At 47.3% G+C, this 17886-nt stretch carries 13 protein-coding genes; 2 read left to right on the top strand and 11 right to left on the bottom strand.

Annotated elements, in window-relative coordinates; genetic code table 11:
* Positions 1-414 precede the first annotated feature (414 nt).
* The 7 genes from HYW89_04315 to HYW89_04285 form a co-directional block, all read right to left on the bottom strand.
* The gene (locus HYW89_04315) at positions 415-2472 is read right to left on the bottom strand and encodes an NAD(+) synthase (GenBank protein QQG45193.1); all 2058 of its coding nucleotides are present in this window, start codon (positions 2470-2472) and stop codon (positions 415-417) included.
* A 14-nt stretch (positions 2473-2486) separates the two neighbouring features.
* Positions 2487-3170, bottom strand: coding sequence for an NUDIX hydrolase (locus tag HYW89_04310; protein ID QQG45192.1), 684 nt, complete (start codon positions 3168-3170; stop codon positions 2487-2489).
* Positions 3167-3751, bottom strand: a complete 585-nt coding sequence (gene nadD, locus HYW89_04305) for a nicotinate (nicotinamide) nucleotide adenylyltransferase (GenBank protein ID QQG45191.1) — start codon at positions 3749-3751, stop codon at positions 3167-3169. The genes HYW89_04310 and nadD overlap by 4 nt, the downstream gene beginning before the upstream one ends.
* Positions 3752-4015: 264 nt before the next feature.
* Entirely contained in the window at positions 4016-5161 is a 1146-nt protein-coding gene (locus HYW89_04300; GenBank protein QQG45190.1) for a hypothetical protein, read from the bottom strand.
* A 154-nt stretch (positions 5162-5315) separates the two neighbouring features.
* Positions 5316-5906 (bottom strand): bifunctional (p)ppGpp synthetase/guanosine-3',5'-bis(diphosphate) 3'-pyrophosphohydrolase, encoded by a 591-nt coding sequence (locus HYW89_04295; protein QQG45189.1) that lies wholly within the window; start codon positions 5904-5906, stop codon positions 5316-5318.
* Between the two features lie 35 nt (positions 5907-5941).
* Positions 5942-6241 (bottom strand): hypothetical protein, encoded by a 300-nt coding sequence (locus HYW89_04290; protein QQG45188.1) that lies wholly within the window; start codon positions 6239-6241, stop codon positions 5942-5944.
* Positions 6242-6252: 11 nt separating this feature from the next.
* Complete coding sequence (locus HYW89_04285; GenBank protein QQG45187.1) at positions 6253-6636, bottom strand: hypothetical protein; 384 nt, start codon at positions 6634-6636, stop codon at positions 6253-6255.
* Positions 6637-6826: 190 nt separating this feature from the next.
* On the opposite strand from HYW89_04285, the gene HYW89_04280 reads away from it, so the two are divergent.
* Positions 6827-7540: a hypothetical protein gene (locus HYW89_04280; protein QQG45186.1), complete on the top strand. Its 714-nt coding sequence runs from the start codon at positions 6827-6829 to the stop codon at positions 7538-7540.
* Positions 7541-7604: 64 nt separating this feature from the next.
* Here HYW89_04280 and HYW89_04275 read toward each other — a convergent pair whose 3' ends face one another.
* From HYW89_04275 to HYW89_04265, 3 genes are all read right to left on the bottom strand, one after another.
* Positions 7605-11738: an Ig-like domain-containing protein gene (locus HYW89_04275; GenBank protein ID QQG45185.1), complete on the bottom strand. Its 4134-nt coding sequence runs from the start codon at positions 11736-11738 to the stop codon at positions 7605-7607.
* A 29-nt stretch (positions 11739-11767) separates the two neighbouring features.
* Positions 11768-12799: a hypothetical protein gene (locus HYW89_04270; GenBank protein QQG45184.1), complete on the bottom strand. Its 1032-nt coding sequence runs from the start codon at positions 12797-12799 to the stop codon at positions 11768-11770.
* A 99-nt stretch (positions 12800-12898) separates the two neighbouring features.
* Positions 12899-13342 (bottom strand): hypothetical protein, encoded by a 444-nt coding sequence (locus tag HYW89_04265; GenBank protein QQG45183.1) that lies wholly within the window; start codon positions 13340-13342, stop codon positions 12899-12901.
* Positions 13343-13462: 120 nt separating this feature from the next.
* Here HYW89_04265 and HYW89_04260 point away from each other — a divergent pair, with 120 nt between their 5' ends.
* Positions 13463-14611: a Rieske 2Fe-2S domain-containing protein gene (locus HYW89_04260; protein ID QQG45182.1), complete on the top strand. Its 1149-nt coding sequence runs from the start codon at positions 13463-13465 to the stop codon at positions 14609-14611.
* Between the two features lie 122 nt (positions 14612-14733).
* Here the strand turns inward: HYW89_04260 and HYW89_04255 are convergent, their stop codons facing one another.
* On the bottom strand, positions 14734-17850 hold the full coding sequence (locus HYW89_04255) for a peptidoglycan-binding protein (protein ID QQG45181.1): 3117 nt from the start codon (positions 17848-17850) through the stop codon (positions 14734-14736).
* Positions 17851-17886: the final 36 nt, after the last annotated feature.

Genomic DNA, 17886 nt, shown 5'->3' with positions numbered 1-17886 from the left:
ATGAGAAGACCACCTAACCGAGCAGGTATAAAATTTAATCACCTTGTCCTACGCTGTCTTTTTTTACTCAAAACATCTTCATAGGACTTTTGATATAGCTTGACTATTTCTTCCAAAGATAAAGCAGCCTTAAAATTCCTGTTTATTGACTCCACTAAATATCTTAAAGCTTTCTTAGCAGTATTGTAGTCGTCATCATATAAATCCTCCGGCGGGTGGCCACCCCATAGCTACCCGCGCACCAGAGGGCCACGGGCTTTGCCCGTGGGAAGTCTTACTTCCCGTGGATGAAATGACCCTCGGTGCGGGGTTCCGCCCCACGCGCGAGCGTGGGAGGAACCCCGCAACACAGGGTGCCACGCGCTCTGCGCGTGGGGCTCCACTTTTTAAATTCTTTAGGCTCTGCTTCGGGTATCATTTTAATTCCTCACTCCACATTTTAACCTCGGCATCGGACGGCATTCGCCAGTCCCCGCGGGGAGAGAGAGAAACCGATCCAACCTTGGGGCCGTCAGTGGCCACAGACCTTTTCCATTGAGAGCCAAAAAATCTTTGCAAAAATACCTTAAGCCATTTTTTAAGTTCTGGGGTTTTGTATTTTTTGCCCCATGAGTGCTCCGCCAAGAAAAGAATCTTTTTAGGAGAAGAGACCCAACGGATAAAGTGATACAGGAAAAAGTCATGCAACTCGTAAGGCCCGATAAGCTTTTCGGTCCGATGAGAAATTTCGCCGGGTTTATGATTTTTCCTAAGCTCGGGTGAGATGGGTGTGGCCAAAATATCCTCAAGAATGCGCCGCGTTTTTTTATCCACTTGGGTTTCAGCCGCCCATTGCACCAGATATCTTACCAAAGTTTTAGGTACACTGCAGTTTACGTTGTAATGCGCAATATGATCTCCGGTGTAAGTATTCCAGCCCAGAGCAATTTCCGAAAGATCGCCGGTGCCAATCACCAAGCCATGAATTTGATTGGCCTTATCCATAAGAGTATAGGTGCGGTATCTTGCCTGCGCATTTTCAAAGACAGTATTCTCTTCGTTAGGACTATGTTTAATGTCTTTGAACTGCTGAAGTACGCCTTTGATTATATCAATAGTTTCTATGTTTACCCCTAAAGCCCGAGCCAGTTTTACAGCATTATTTTTAGTACGATGCGAAGTTCCGAATCCGGGCATGGTATAGGTAAAAATATTTTTATGAGGCAGGTTAAGGGTTTCGGCTGTCTTAACTGCTACAAGCAGCGCCAAAGTAGAATCCAGTCCCCCAGAAAGACCCAAAATCATTTTATTTATTTTGGCCGCCTCCAGACGCTTGGCCAGCCCCGCCACCTGAATGGAGAAAATTTCTTTGGCGCGAAGGTCTCGTTCCTCCGGATTGGAAGGAACAAAGGGATTAGGGTCAATAAAACGTCTGGGAATCGGATGAAAAGGTATTGGTAAAGGAATATCAATTATACGAAATTCTTTTTGCGGCGACTCGTGTATTGATTCGCCGAAACTCGTCATGCGTTCGCGATCCACTAGCATATGTTCTACATCAATATCGGCGAGGGTCATCTCGCCCTCTCTTATAAATCGTTTGGACTCGGCAAGAAGCGCACCGTTTTCGGCAATCAAGGCATGTCCCCCAAAAACAACATCCGTAGTTGATTCATGCACGCCGCAGGAACTATAAACATAGGCACAAACTCCACGGGCAGACTGCTGGGTAACAAGCGCTCTGCGATAGTCCGCCTTTCCCACCAAATCGTTGGATGCAGAAAGATTGGCAATAATAGTTGCGCCGCGGAGGACCTGAAAAGAGCTGGGAGGCATAGGCATCCAAAGATCTTCGCAGATTTCCACGCCCAGAACCGCGCCGGAAATTTTGGGCATACGAAACAAAATATCAGTGCCAAAGGGAATCATCTGGCCACCCAGCATAATTTCTTTGACTACCAAATCCCGGGCCGAAGCAAACCAGCGCTCTTCATAAAACTCTTTGTATCCGGGAACGTAGGTTTTCGGAACGAGACCATAAACTTTTCCTTTAAAAACCACGGCCGCGGTGTTAAAAAGCTTTCCTTCCTGCGCAATAGGAACGCCCACAACAAGTACGCTGCCCAGAGCGCGGGAAGCCAGACGAATTCTAGCAAGGCCGTTAAGGGCCTGCGCAAGAAGTGTGCGGTTAAAGAATAAATCCGACGCAGTATAGGCAGTAATGGAAAGCTCGGGAAATACGAGGATATCAACCGACTCTTTATCAGCGCGTTTGGCAAATTCCAAAATTTTTTTAACATTATAGTCTACGTCACCAATTCTAAGAGGAGGTGACGCTGCTGCTAGGCGCAAAAACCCAAGATATTGTTTATCCCCCCACCTTCCTAGAATACCCCGTAGCTTGCTGCGAGGATGAATAGACGCCGTAGAAATCCTTCCCGCGGGGTCCACTACCCCACTGGGAAGGTGGGGGGATTTATTTTTGACTGCCATATTTATATTGAGGGTTAGAAAAACCTTTTAAGTTCCACGTATTTTTTTGTTTTAAATTTATATAGTTGGGCCGGACGCTGACGAAGCCCGCGGCGAACCTTAGATATTTTTTGCAGCAATCCGAGGGATAGAAACTTTTTGCGAAAATTTCTTTTATCCAGCCGGTGGCCCAAGATACTTTCGTAAACTTTTTGACCCTCACCCAGACTAAAAGTTGCGGGAAGCAAACTCCAAGCCGCATTGGTATATTGAATTTTATTACGCACCCGTCTCAAAGCATAAACAATAATTTTCTTATGATCAAAGGCGAGCCTCGGCAATTTGTCCACCAAAAACCATCCGGCTTCTGCCGCATCATAAGAGGGCTTAAGTTTCTTAGTCGGGCGCGGTGCCAGCGCAAAATAGGCCACGGTAACCACCCGGCCCCGAGGATCACGGCCTAAAGCTCCAAGGGTATAAAGCTGCTCCAAATACACTCCACGCACCCCTGTTTCCTCTTTTAACTCTCTTGCGGCCGCTTCATACATCTCTTCGTTTTTTCTAATAAACCCCCCGGGCAGGGCCCAGAAACCCCCATAGGGATCGTATTTCCTTTTTACGAGAAGAACTTTTAACTTATTTTGATCAATAGTAAAAAAGACAACATCAACTGTCATCATGGGTTTTTCAAATTTTTTGAGAAATTGTCGTTTTATCATGTTTTATACAGATGCTTACGTTTTATATAAATTTCTTGTTGGGGCGTGAGAAGACCCTTAATACTCTTCCCACTCTTAAGGTATCTGCGTATCTCGGTACTTGAAATATCGTCTCGCGCCCTATTTTTTACAATAATAACTTTCTGAAGGATGCGGCCGGGCACGCTTTTCAAAGAATAGCCGGGCCTTACTACTACTACAAATTGGCACTTATCTAAAATCTTGTAGCCCTCTTTCCAGCCGCGCGGCATATAAAGCAGGGCGTCGGCGCCAATAATCCAAAAAAGCTTATCTTGGGGGTAGAGTTTTCTAAGCTCCTGAACGGTGTCGGCGGTATACGATTTCCCGGGACGTTTAAATTCCAAGTCAGAAACAAGGAACCCCTTTTTACCCCTTACCAAAAGACGGGTCAGAAAAAAGCGATGTTGCGGCGATACTTTGGGCCTTACTTTATGGGGCGGATCTTTGGTGGGAATAAAAATAATCCGGTCTAGCCCCAGTTCTTTTTTAACTATTCCCGCGACTAATTTATGGCCCTTATGAGGCGGGTCAAACGTCCCGCCCAAAATTCCAATCTTCATGTTGGTATTTAATAGTATAACGCAAATATAGTGTATTGTATACACTATTACTATAGCACACTTAAAGGTTTGAATAAATCCCCCCACCTTCCCAGCGGGGTAGTGGACCCCGCGGGAAGGATTTCTACGGCGCCCATTCATCCCCGCAGCAAGCTGCGGGGTATTCTGGGAGGGTGGGGGGATAAATAGTAAAGTTCGTTGCGCCGAAAAAAACAGGGTGTACGCAAGTTGCCTCACGCACACCCCCTTTGTACTACTTGGGGATCAGGCGGAACGATCCTTGTGGGGACCGCTCACGACCTCGACCTCGTCGAAGGAGAGTTCCCGATCGATCAGGACGACCGGCTGCTTGAACTTGCCGTCATACTGTGCGATCGGGATTCGCGTGTGCTGCTTGGCCTGCCTCCACCCGTCCAAATCCTTGTCTGTCACCCAATACCCCCTGTGATGCCGAGAAAGGGTTTTCTCCGCCGCTCTCTCGAAAGCTCCGTGATCAACGACGAAGATATGATTGGCTGACCTCGGCGCCACACGGATCACGAACTCCTCGTTGTACGAAAAACTGCCAGTGCGCCGGTAATACCCCGGAATCCGCAGGGCATCGATCGGAGTGTGTTGCGTCACTTCTCCCACTCCGAACTCATTTCCCCGGAGCCCGTAACGGCGCCTTGGCTCGAGCTTGCTTGGATCCTGCTTGCCCTGTGTGATCCGCTCAACCTCGTCCAGTGTTCCGAACGTGAAGAGCGGGCCGATCGAAACCGGAAACGGAATCACTTCCTCGTGGAAGATGTCGATCCGTCTCTCGGGCAGAGGTTGCACTTCGATGACTCGAAGCACATTTTCCGAAAGCCAGTCGGTGAACTTGGTAAAAATCTCGCTTGTCACGAACTCCTTCGGTTCGTGACCGACCGGATCGTACTCACGATCCAGGTCGTTCGTGTGCCTGAGCAGTGGTGACCGCTTGCCCCGATGAAGGTGCGGGAGGCTCTGCGGGAGGTTCATCGTGTTATCGCAATGACAGATACCTTCATACCTAAGGTAAATCCGCGGCTCACCCCTTAGCTTACTGTTGCACTTGCTGCCCAGCTCGAACATCTTACGATCACGATTCCAGTCGTCGCCGACGTAGAGATAGAAGCCAGGACCTGATTCGTCGGAATAGACGTTGAGCTCCATCCCCGGAATGTTGATCTGGGAAACGCTCTCGATTCTGATGAGACTGAACTGGAGTTGGAAGTTCGCTCCTTCGATCACTGATACGAAGCGATACTTCTCCTCGCCGGTCCCCCACTGGTTGAACTCAATCTTGATGCCCGGAACTTTCCAGTTTCTCACCTCGAGAGCGTGCACGATCTTCTCGCACACCTCGTCAAAGGGGAACTGCCTTGATGTGGGATACTTGAATTCCACTGTCTTACTCCTTTCTTTCTCTTATGTTTGATTTCAAAAGGAAAACGGCACTATGCCGTATCCCCGAACTTTAATTATATGATAGCATAACCAACATGAAAAGTCAAGCAAAAATTTATGAATCAAAAAGGGGCTGCTCAAGCAGAATAGCCCCTTAAACTTTACCGGCATGAATTTCACAGCGTTCTTCCAGTGCCTTAAGGAATCGCTCATCAGTTATACGCGCCAGAGGCATGAGATATGTTTTCGTTTCTTGGATGTATTGTTGTCGTCGTTCCGGAGTACGAACCCCCAAATCTCTTATGTTATCCAGACGGTCAGCAAGTTTGATTCGTCGTATCCAAGACGGAGCGCAGGAAATATCCCGGTAATAATCATCGTCGCTTATTCTTATTTTTTCTGTAATTATACCTGCTCCATTGAACCTGGGCCGATACTTACTCAAGACCTCCACGCCTTTAGCGATAAAGTCTCCAAAAAGAGCTTTGATGAAATCCTGCGGTAAAAATCCATCCTCCAGACAATCGTGCAAAAGTGCCGTTATAATTTCATCCGCGTCCGTTGGCCCATAATGCACAAGGTTTAAGGCTACCCTACGGCAATGTTCAAAATATCTTTCACCGTTAATACGCAATTGTGTACGATGTGTAGATTTAGCCAACCAGTAGGCCCAAGAAATTTTAGTGCCGTCATCCTGCTGCTTAACCACACCATTGAGTTTCTGGAAAAATTCGTGACGATTCACTGTTTACCTCCGTTTTTAAGTAGTCTCTAGCGGGGTCAACTGATAGCTAAAGCAGAAATCTTCTTCAATAGTACGTTAATTGCATCCTGCGTGCCCACGTCAACTAATCCAGACCATCCACGACCATGAGGATATTCACCATCTTCTTCTACCAACACATCATGGAAGTGAATTTTCTTTCTAGTTGCTATTTCAGCTAATATTTCAGCTGCCTTTGCCAGATAGTTGAAATCGGATGCCTTAAAGGGTACGCTTAACTTTTCACCTTCTATTATACGACCAAACCGTCCTTCACTGATGGGTTTGTCGTAATATATAACTTTGTAGTTCTCCACTGGCAACCCGCTTATTTTAGACCATGACGGCCGGTTGTTTTTTTATTAAGATCTTCTATTGTGGCCCGATCTAATTTTGTAGATGTAGACGGAAGCGGGATCCACCCATCAGTTCCCCCCGGATAAGGGGCTGTCCCCCAACAACGGATTCCGTTCCTACTTTCCTTAATTTTCTTAAAAATTGCTTCGCTTACCTCACACACATACGGATCACCGTCATCTCGAGAATACTCGTCAGGGGCCTGATCAGGCATCCGATCCCAATATTCCTTAATAAATTGCTCTCTTTCCTTATCGGTGAGATGCAGTGAGTACCCATCAGGACGTGTACCCCAACCTCGTTCAGATTCCAGCCACTTCTGACACACTACTCTATAAACCTTGTTCTCCGCCATCTTGATCTCCTTTCTCAAAGAACAGCCACGGAACCATTCCGCACCTTCACTGTATATTATTGACATAATATTGTCATAAAATCAGGGCATAATATGCCTGACAAAAACCTTTCCTCTATAATTTGGCTTAGATGCTTGTAATTTCTGGTGGGGTGTGCTAAGATAGAGTTGACGAAAGTAATCGTCACTTATGCGAAAAATACTATTGCAACCTCTTGGTTTAGATAAAAAAACAGAAGCTCTGTACAGGGCCCTCTTGAGTTTGGCTGACGCTCCGGCCGGCCATATTGCGCGTAGAGCCGGAATTAAACGGACCAGCGCCTATCATATCCTGGAGAATTTGATTTCTATGGGGCTGGTGAGTTCCTACCAAGAGCGAGGGGTAAGACGATTTGTGGCTGAACACCCGACCAAGCTTAAAACCTTTTTTGAACGTCAAGCCATTTTAGCAGAAAGACTAATACCGGAACTGGAGAAAGAACTGCGCAGACTTCCCACCACTCCCCACATCCGCTTTTTTGAAGGACAGGATGCAGTAAGAAGCATGACCGAAGAAGCCCTAAGGTCTAAAGAAAAGCTGATACAATCAATCGGATCAACTAAAAAACTGCTGGAGCTTATCGGTGGAAAATATGGTTTTGGGGAACGAAGACGAGAAAGGGGTATTTTTCTCAATTCTCTCCGTTTTCCTGATGACGAGAAAAGCGACTCCGGCATTAAGCTGCACGAAAACAGAATCCTTCCCGAATCCTTCAACTTTCCGGGTTATGTTTTTATCTTTGGTAATTCGGTGGGTATTATTCCGTTTGAGAAACCAGTGCGGGGTATGCTTATTACCGATCGTCCTTACGCCACCATGATGAAATCCATCTTTATAACTTTGTGGGGAAACGTTGCTGCCTAATTTCTTTGGGGTCATCTCCAAACTCTTTATAAACAAAATCCCCGCCGTTCGGCGGGGATTTTGTTTATTTTGCAAGCAGCTCGTTGATTTTCTTTCGCGTTCCTGTTCCTACAAATCCTGAACCCTTGGTAAGTCCTACCGGAGTAAGAACTTCGGAGGCGTATTTTTCCTGAAAACGTATTACCGCTTGTTTAGTCAGGTTACCAAAGAATCCGGTTGAGGAACCCGCGGACAAAAATCCTTCTTTGATTAACAATTCCTGCAGTGTTTTTACATCATCACCCTTTGCACCCTGACTTAGGTTTCGCGAGAGTCCGCCTTTTTTTACCGATACTGCGGCGGAAGCCGGCTTTACGGGCGCTGACACTTGGGCTGACGTCCCTATGGCCTTAACATTTACCTGATCTTGGTTATTGGATTCATTCCCTGCCGGATCAACCGAGCGTACGGCATAGTAGTAAGTCACGCCATCGGCTATTGAACCGTCAATATATTGACTGCCTTTCAGCTGCGGCGCAACGAGCTTGCCAAGCTCGCCCAGTTTGTCGCTCCGGTATACTTTGGCGTAAGCAAAATCGGAAACGGGATTCTGCCAGCTTACTTTCACCTTTCCTTCTCCCAGAGCAGAAGCTACGGCTTTGGTTGGAGGAGCAGGAGGAGTAGTATCCGCAGGGGCAACCAGACTGAAGCGCGTCAAGTGCTTTACCCGCAATATAACGATGTTTTTCTCTTTATCAATAGTGTAGTTATCAACTTTTACCCAAGTGCCTGTTTTCTCATCAAAGAAACTTGGTATAACTCCATCCTCGTCAACCCCTTTGGATTTAAGCTCGGCCTCGTCATAAGGAATTATAATCTCTACATCGGAATTAAGAGTGGTAATATCTTTTCCTGCCGAATCACGGATGGAAACATCATAAACCGTGCCTACCACCTGCGCTGCCGCCTGTGAAGGTGCCTCTACCGTGGGTTTGACTTCCACGCTTATATTACCGCTTGACCCTGCGGCATTCGGAGGAACAACGGCTTTAGCGCCATCTTCGGTCTGAGCCACGATTTGTTTGGTGGTGGATTCTTTTATCACCACCGGAGGAGGCAGGGCATCTTTATCCAATTTCACCAAAATCAACTCCACATTCACACCTACTTCTTTTACGTCAACAACCACTTCTGGAGCCTTATATGGGATGTTGTTAACCACTTTGCCTGCGCCAATGTGCCAGCGCTCATTCTGGCCTACTTTAAATTCAAAGAGGCCAGATGCCGCTGAAAAGGTTGACAAGTATCCTCCTTTTTCTGACCAAGCCCAGATAAACGCATCAGTGGGTATGCCGTCTTCAAGCTTTATTATGCCCTTGAAGGGAATAGTAATCACGGCATTGCGTTTCAAAAATACCATACTGATTTCAACAATCTTGCTTCCCACTGCCGTTACTTCCTGCTCCGGGGAATTCAGGTATCCTTTTTCCGAAGGAAGAAAGCCGCGAACATGATACCTTCCCGAAACTAAATTAAATTTAGCAACTCCGTTGGCATCGCTGGTGCGAAACTTGGGCGAAGAACGGTTCTCAACGATAGAAGAACTCTCGCTGCCTCCAGCGCTAATCGTATCCACAACTACTCCTACTCCAGACAGGGGCTTATCCTGCGCATCAACAGTCTTAACATTTAGGGTGGCATCGGCCGAGGGAATGAGAAAATTAACAATTTGCAAATCAGACGCACTGTCTTTAGTAAAAGAAACTTCTGGGAACGGGCCGGAATACGACCAGCTGGCAGTTGCCGGATTTTTGGGACGAACTCCTACTGTCCATTTGCCGCCTGTCACCCTAAGCGTGTAGTTGCCAGTAGCGTCTGGCGAGGTGCTAACCCACTGATAAGTTTCCAGAGAAAAAGCGCCCACCTCGGCATCAGTAACAGCGCCACCACTGCTAAACTTTACACTGCCGGTAACGGCTTTCGCGGCCGTGCTTACGGTGTTAAATTTAACCGTTACTTTCTCTATCGCGCCCGAAACAACCGAAACTTTTATCGGGTTAGGACGCAGTAGGTCGGCTCTTCCCGAAGGGGGATAAGCCTCAATCCAATAATTTCCCGCGGATACAATCACCCGGAACGAGCCGTCCGCAGCGCTTACGGCTGAGATATTGGACGTAAAGTTTTCTTTGTAGACATTTATTGACACTCCGGATAATATTTTGTCTGCGGCGTCCAGTACTGTTCCTTCAATGGTCGCATTCGCGCTAACCCCCCCCACCGTGGTAAAAGTTCTGGTTAGGGGGGCGGAAAGATTGGTCCCGCTTTTGTCTTTAAGGGTTGTAAACACTTTATAGATGTAAGTGGTGTTGGAGTTAAGGGGTGAAGCTGGGACAAACTCAAATCCGTTGCCGAAAAATTGGAATGTTCCATTTAGCACGGCGCTGGGAGACGATGCAAGCGCTAAGGAGAAAAACTGGGAAATGGTTGAAGCAAGATCAATCTCTCTGGTGAAGTTAACACGGATCCGCATAAGGGTATTTACCCCGCTTTCCTGATCTTTCGGGTAAGTGCTATAAGGGTCAACGCTAAACGTGGTGGGAACCGGCGGGCCGCCATATTGACATCCTTGAGTAATGGCAGTGTCGCCTCGCTTGGCAGAAATCGTCATATTGCCGTTGCAAAAAACCGGATTGGCAGAGTAATCATTGTACATATAATGACACCCTTGACCCAGAAGCGCTATAAGAGCGCTGTCGCAACCAGTTGGCTGGGGGGGAGTGCCTACTACAGTAACTGAAGCCGTATTGGAGTCCGGAGAACAGCCTGAAGAATTACAGGCCTGTACTTTATAGTCAATTACACCCGTATAGCCGGCGGGCATACTCAAGTCTGTGTGGGTCACGGTCCCCCCATAAGCAATTCCTATTGATACGAGAAATGACCAGCTAGTGCCTAGCCGTCTCCAAATCTTGTATTCGGATTCGTTGGTTGAATTATCATTCCAGCGAAGAATAAGGTCGTAGCCATTTGCGGCAACAACGGCCGTAAGGCCGGATGGGGGTAGAGGAACTCCTCCACCAACTGGTGGTGACACAGCTTCATCATTATCATCGCGGCTGTAGCATCCGGTATCAGAGGGATAATCAATCAGTCCGTCTCCGTCGTTATCGCGGCCGTCTGAACACTGCGCGACAGTGGATGTAGGGCTTATAACGAGCAACACTACATTGGACTCGGAACACCCGGCGCTGTTACAGGCCCTTACCTTATAATCATAGCTTCCTGCCGGCGGATAATAATCCCTATACGTTCCTGAACCTCCATACACAATTCCGGCGCCTCCAACATATGTCCAGGTAGCGCTTCCGGTAATTCTTCTTTCAATTTTATATTCATTCTCATTGGTTGAATTGTCATACCAGTTAAGGAGCGCGTCGGCCTGGGATTGCACGGCAGTAAGGTTGGTAGGAGCAACTGGCACAGTACCGCCAGTAGTTGTAGTGGTGACGCACGAAGCTCCATCAAAATATTGACCGGAGGCGCAAGCTGCAGCAAGACGGCACTTATCAGCACTAGGCATGCCGAAATCAACACTTGTAGAGTCACCGGAGCCCGGCAGCCAAACATTAGCCCCACTGGGCACATTGGCACAGGCCTGCTTTAACGAATCTATCCGTGTCGCATCGGCATCGGTTCTAATCCAAGATCTCAAGCCTAGAACATTCCAGATCTGTTCTTTCTGCCCAGATGGAGTGGTAGAGGTGGAAGAAGAACACCCGGTCGTCGTAACCGTATCCCCTTCTCGGGCTGATTTATTCATCTCGGTATTGCAATAAATTGGCCCCCTGCCGTCTCCCAACCCGCTATACATATAATGACAGCCGGTCCCAAGAAGCGCTATTAAAGAAGAGCTGCAGGAGGAAGTTGTAGTTGTGGTTGTTGTTGTGGTTGTATAAGAAGAACAGCCCTGTATGGTTACAGTATCTCCGGCTTTGGCAGATTTGGTCATGGGACCATCGCAGTAAATTTGGTTGCCGGCAGAATCGTTATACATGTAGTGACAGCCGTCGCCAAGAAGCGCTATTAAGGAAGAGCTGCAAGAGGAGGTTGTAGTTGTAGTTAAAGAACATCCGGAGGTAGTGGCAGTATCCCCTTCTTTGGCTGATTTAGTCATGGGGCCGTCGCAGTAAACCGCTTGGCCGGACGAATTATTAAACATATAATGACAGCCGGTTCCAAGAAGGGCGGTTAAGGAGGAACTACAACTACTGGTAGTTGTCGTACCCCCACTGCCAGTTGTGACATACGCAATATTGGAATCAGATGATGCGCAACTTCCGGAAAAAGTACAGGCCTTGACCATATATTCATAAGAGGTATTGACAGCAAAACTGGTGTCATAATAGTAAATAGTGCTGTCGTCGTTATATGGCCTTGATTTAGGGTTAAGCTCTGTCCAACTGCCCCCGGAGGTCCTTCTCCAAACTTTATACTGATCCTCACCAATAGAGTTCTCATTCCAAGCAAGTTCCACATCATTGGTGGTTGAACGGTAGGTGGCCATCCGGAGGTAGTGGCAGTATCCCCTTCTTTGGCTGATTTAGTCATGGGGCCGTCGCAGTAAACCGCTTGGCCGGACGAATTATTAAACATATAATGACAGCCGGTTCCAAGAAGGGCAGTGAGAGAAGAACTGCAGGAGGAAGTTGTAGTTGTGGTTGTAGTTGAAGAACATCCGGAGGTAGTGGCAGTATCCCCTTCTTTGGCTGATTTAGTCATGGGGCCGTCGCAGTAAACCGCTTGGCCGGACGAATTATTAAACATATAATGACAGCCGGTTCCAAGAAGGGCGGTTAAAGAAGCCGAGCAAGAAGAAGTAGTGGTGGTTGTTGTTCCTCCGGTTCCTGTTCCTGAATAAGCTCCACAGCCGGTTGTAGTTACGGTATCTCCGGCTTTGGCAGATTTGGTCATGGGGCCGTCACAGTAAACAGCATTACCCGCGGAGTCGGTGGACATCCAGTGGCAGCCGTCGCCCAAAAGAGTAATAAGACTAGCGGTACAGGCGGATGAGACTTGGGCCAAGCCTACCGGACGAAGCGCCATCTTCAAAAAATCAAGCAGATTTCTAAGAGCGTTTAGTTTGAGGGACAGCGCGGCAACATTGTGAGCTTCGTTAAGAGTCAAAACTGCGGCATCAACGCTGGGTGCAAAAATAACTAACAAAAATACGGCTACCAAAAAATAGCCAATAAGAAACCTTGATATGTTGGAATAGAACATATTATTTATTATAATTAAGCATTATTTATAATAACTTTATCCTACTTTATCGTAAAAAGGTTTGCCAACGGAGCTGTGGATAACCCAAGACCATCCCGACTAATCGGGGTGGTTTTGGGTTATGGAAGATACCTTTTTATGCTCGGCGACAAACTGCTCCCCAGGCGGGCTCTTTAACGAAATTATTAAAAGGGCCAGAGCCGCCCCCAAAAGGCCGATATCACGAAACGTAATAAGATCAACGCCGACAAAAATCAAAATAGCCGCAAGCTCAACCGTTGCAATTGCCGAGGCAACCCTTACGCCCCATTTGCCGGAGAACCATGCAAGAAAGAGAAGTCCGAGTATAAACTCCCCCACCCCCTGCATTCGGAGATAGGTATCAATGGAAACAAAGGGAGTGACGAGGGCCGTAAACCACTGTGGGGCAAAACCATACCAGTCAGACGGGTTATAAAACAAACCCGAACCGGAATAAAGATACATTAAACCAAGACCAAGACGCAGTGCCCAAACTGGATGAATTTTCTGCAAAATATTCATATATAAAATTTTAGCATGAAAAAGCAAACCCCGATACTTTTTTATCCCCACTCTCGGGCACTTGTGGCGGAGGCTGATTACATATAAAATACACCTTGGCTATTTGAAAAAGGGGTTTTCTTGGATCCACGAAAATTTTTTGTTGATCAGGACATCATCCGGGCCCAAGGCCTTCCCAAGGCACTATTTCTTGACCCTGAATTTCACCTACGTACCCAAGAAATTTTTAAAATAAGCTGGCAATTTATTCCGCCGCCCGAAACCGATCTGCGAACCTTCCCCGAATTGCTGGCTGCCCGCGGCTCCTGGGCGCCGTCTCGGGACCGAAAACTAATTATTACCCGGGACTCCTACGGAACACTGCATTGTTTCTATAACACCTGTTCTCACGCCGGATTTCCAGCCGTACTTTTTTCGGGTTGTGGAACTCATTTTGAATGCCCGCAGCACGGAAGAAAGTATAAACTTACCGGAGAGTTTGCAAGTCATACCGGCCTTGAAGAAAAAATGACTGCAAATGAGAAAAAGTCAGCTGGCCTGTATGAACTGAATCTTGGACTGTGGAATCAGTTCTTCTTTGTAAATGCTTCTACGGCGCCGCCCAAACTTTGGGATTTTATAAAAGACATGCATAATGTTATCGGTCTTTTGGCACTAAACCGCTTCCGCCGCTCCGGAGAAATAAAAGAGATGGAAAGGGTTCCGGGCAGTCCGTTTCTGCATATACTCAACTATCTTGACGAACTGCATATAACTTATATCCACGGAAGATCGCTTGCCAAGGCCGTAGACATGAAATCGTATCGGACAGAAATTTACCCGTGGTCAGTGCTACAGTGGGTATTTGCCGAAAACCCACAGTACGGTTTTGATCCACAACTGCTTCCGGAAAGATTCCGAGACGCCGCCAAACGAGTCTTTGCGCTCTGGTGGTTTATTTTCCCCAATATGGCTTTTAATTTTTATCCTTGGGGGCTGTCGGTAAATATGTGGCTGCCTACGGACAGAAATCCAGAAACAACAATTTTCTATCGCCACCATTATATCTGGGATAACGATAAATATGCGGGACGCAACGAATTTTGGGCGGACAGTGCGGTCAACGAAGAAGACCTTGCGGCTATTCAGGAAACTACGCGGAGCATAAAAAATCCAAGTTTTTTGAGACAAAATAAGTTCCTACCGGATAAAGAACAAGCTCCTCACTGGTTCCACCGCCGTCTATATGAGCTGCTTTTTGAGGAAAGAAAAACCGTCATCCCGCGCTAACTAAAATTTCCCCTGTGGGGGAAATTTTAATATTCATATAATTGCATCTTAGCGCAGTCTCCTTAAGGGCGCTGAAGTGAAGATCGCGGTGACCCCAACAGTGCTGCCTTTTTCAGGGATGCCTATCTCTTTAGTAACTTTTTAATTTCTTCGCTGATCTTAGAAAGCGACACCCCAATATTGGCCAGTTGTTCTTCAAGGCCGCTTAATTTCCTGCCGGCCGTGGCGGCCGCATAATTTTGCGATGCTTCGCTGGAACTCAAAGCGCGGTTATATATTTTAAGGTTATCTATATCGGTGTCTATGGCCGGATTACCAACAATAATGTCGCTTGCCGGTGTTTTGGCTTGCGGACTATCAGGGCTGGAGTAGATTAACGAACCGTCCAGATAATAAACGCTATGCGAGGAGTCCTTGGTAAACACCACGTGGTGCCAAACGTTGTGGGCCAGTTGGTTGGGATTGCTGGTTTGTGTCCAATAGCCGGTAGTTGCGCTCGTATAGCCTGCTATAATCTCTCCGAAGTTATATTGATCCCACAACCGTCTTAAAACTCTGAAGTTATAATTGTTGGGTGAAGTTCCCTTATAAACCAGATCTTGAGTAGTGCTTTGGTTGGAGCGTTGACGAAACCAGAATTCAACCGTGAAGGCACTGGCAAAGTCAAAAGTGCTGCTATAAGGAATTTTTACGTAGTCGCTGGTGGAGGGAAGATACGCATACCCTCCGTATTTGCCTCCGCTGGAATTAAAGACGGCACTTCCTACGGTAACAGCCGTTGGCCCCCCGGAAACTTCGTTATTGCCATTTCCGTCAAACTTCCAGTGACCAATCGGCGTTTGAGAACCGGGAGTAGACGGAGGAGGACAAGAACGAGTTGCACAGCTGCCCGAACTGGCGCATCCGGATGTAACAGGACTTCCCTTCATATCATAAACAGTTACTGCCTCCTGCATGCCGGAGGCACTGGGGTTATCCGTGCAGATAGTGGTGGTTAGACGATCATAATAATCCCGGTTGTTGGCGCAAATTGATTTGACAGTATTGTAGTCACTGCTGCCAATAACATTCAGCCTCGCATATCCTGACCCGGAGTCAGGATCCTGATAAACAAAACTTAACGATCCGGTGGTTAAGTAACATGCGCCGGCAGTGACATTGGTGTCGTAGGCCGCTAGCTGTGAGCATTTTCTGGTCCCGCAGCCAAAAGGCCCGCAAGTTGAACTAACTAAATTGCCGTTGGCGTCGCGAGTCATCACCCCTTCCTGACCAGTAAAACTAGAGTTCTGCTGACAAGCTTGGTTTAGGAGCGATTTGTAATCATCGCTGGTGCAGACAGATTTTAACAGGTTAAGATCGTTGACACCGGTTTTATTGACATAATAGGTGTTGGCCAAACTACAGGCACCCGTATTAGCAAGAGGTACGGTGGTTGTGGTAGTAGTCGTAGCCGTGGTTGAGGTGGCTGTTGTAGAAGTAGTTGTAGTGGCCGTAGAACTAGTAGTGGTTGTGGTGGTGGTCGTCTGCGTGGTGCCAGTTCCTCCCCCCCCAGTGGTTCCGGTTCCGGCAGTAGTGGCGGCGGTAGTAGCAGCAGAAACAGGAACAGCAGCCAAGGGATAATAGTAAATACCCAAATCGTTTCTTGTTCCGTCCGGATCGTTATAGTTTGAATCCGGGTTGCCGGCATTTATGGCCGGGGAGTACAGTGTCAGCTTATAAGTAGTGGTGGATATAAATAGAGGATCCTGCAAAAGGAGACTATGACCAATAAAGGACTCGCCGAGAAGAACGTAGAGTACCGCCATTCTGGAGCTTGTTTTATACTCTGGAAGCGAAAATAGATCATGGCCGGAATTACCCCAAACAATAGAACTGTTAACAGTTACATCCCCGCCAACTACATAAATACCGCCCACTGTCCTATCAATACTACCGCCGACGTAAGAGGCGCGATTGTGAGCAACGGTGACATTATTAAAAGTAACAGTGGACCAGGCTGAAGATACTCCGCCTCCGAAATCTTTGGCGTAATTATTATCAATAAGACATCGTGAGACATCAATGTTCTTACTCCCCGCAATAGCCAGCCCCCCGCCGTTAATCTCCGCATTTTGGGTAAGACGGCACCACTCTAGTTTAACGTTGTTGGAGTAAAGAACTGAAATTCCACCGCCCTCTCCTCCGCCTGCCGGACTCGTATTTTTCAGATGTCCGCTTTGCTTTACAGTTAAATTCTTCACAATAACATAAGAAGCATTATTGATTTGTATTCCCCAACTGCTGGGTACTACAATGTTGGTCTTATCAATACCCGCGCCTTCAAGACAAATCCCGCTTTTTAATTTGACTGGTTCTGTTTCGGTAAAAGTCTGGGCACCCAAACGTATGGTATCGCCCGGTTTGGCCGCAGCCAGAGCTTGATTAATATTTAAATACTTATCCGGAACGCTAAGCACTCTCTCTCCGCAGGTAGGGTAAGCGCTGATTCCTATTTGAGTTGTAATATAGGAAGGGGTGGTTGGAGCCGAAGAAACTGCCGAAGTGGTTGCGGCAGAAGGAGTAATCGCGGCAACAGCTGTAGTGGCCGGAACAGCCGGGGTAGCTGGGGTTGCAGGAACGGTGGTGGTTGCAGCAATACCTTGAGGCGTTGCGGGTGTGGCTGGTTGCGCAGGCGTGGCGGCAGAGGAAGCAACAGCCGGAAGAACTTCGGGGGCGGCCGTAGGAGAAATTGCCCCGGTCTCAAAAAGTTTATTTATCTGCGCAAGTGTTTTAGGGCCGACAATTCCTACTGATTCAATGTTGTGTTTTTCCTGCCATTTTTTAACGGCGGCTTCGGTTTTGGAACCAAAAAAGCCCGTGATTAAACCATCCGGGTAAATTTCCTTGTCTTTGGCGAGAAACTCCTGGAGTTTTTTAACCTCGTCTCCGGAAGAGCCGCGGGCCAGTGTTTTGGTGAACTGAAGTTCCTCTCTAATGGCTTTTACCTCTTCTTTGGTAGCAACCAAGTCTGACTTGGTGGTTTTAAGTTCTTCCTTGGTTGTGGCGGCTTCTTTTTTGGAGGTTTCCGCTTGGGCCTGCAAACTAATAACCTGCTTTTGGAGAAATTCTATTTGCTGCTGCAGCTGCTTCACTAAGGCGTTCAAATCGGCTACGGAAGATGTCTGTGCCAAAGAAAAGTAGGGCGATAACAGCACTAGGAAAAATAAAACAGCCGCCAAAAAATGGGTGTACTTTTTCATAAAAATGAGTTTAGAATACTATACTAAGAGTAGGGC

The organism is Candidatus Sungiibacteriota bacterium, from assembly GCA_016432465.1.
Taxonomy (GTDB): domain Bacteria; phylum Patescibacteriota; class Minisyncoccia; order Sungbacterales; family HO2-52-23.
The sequence above is the reverse complement of the archived record's forward strand: the minus strand, read 5'-3'. Positions and strand labels throughout refer to the sequence as shown.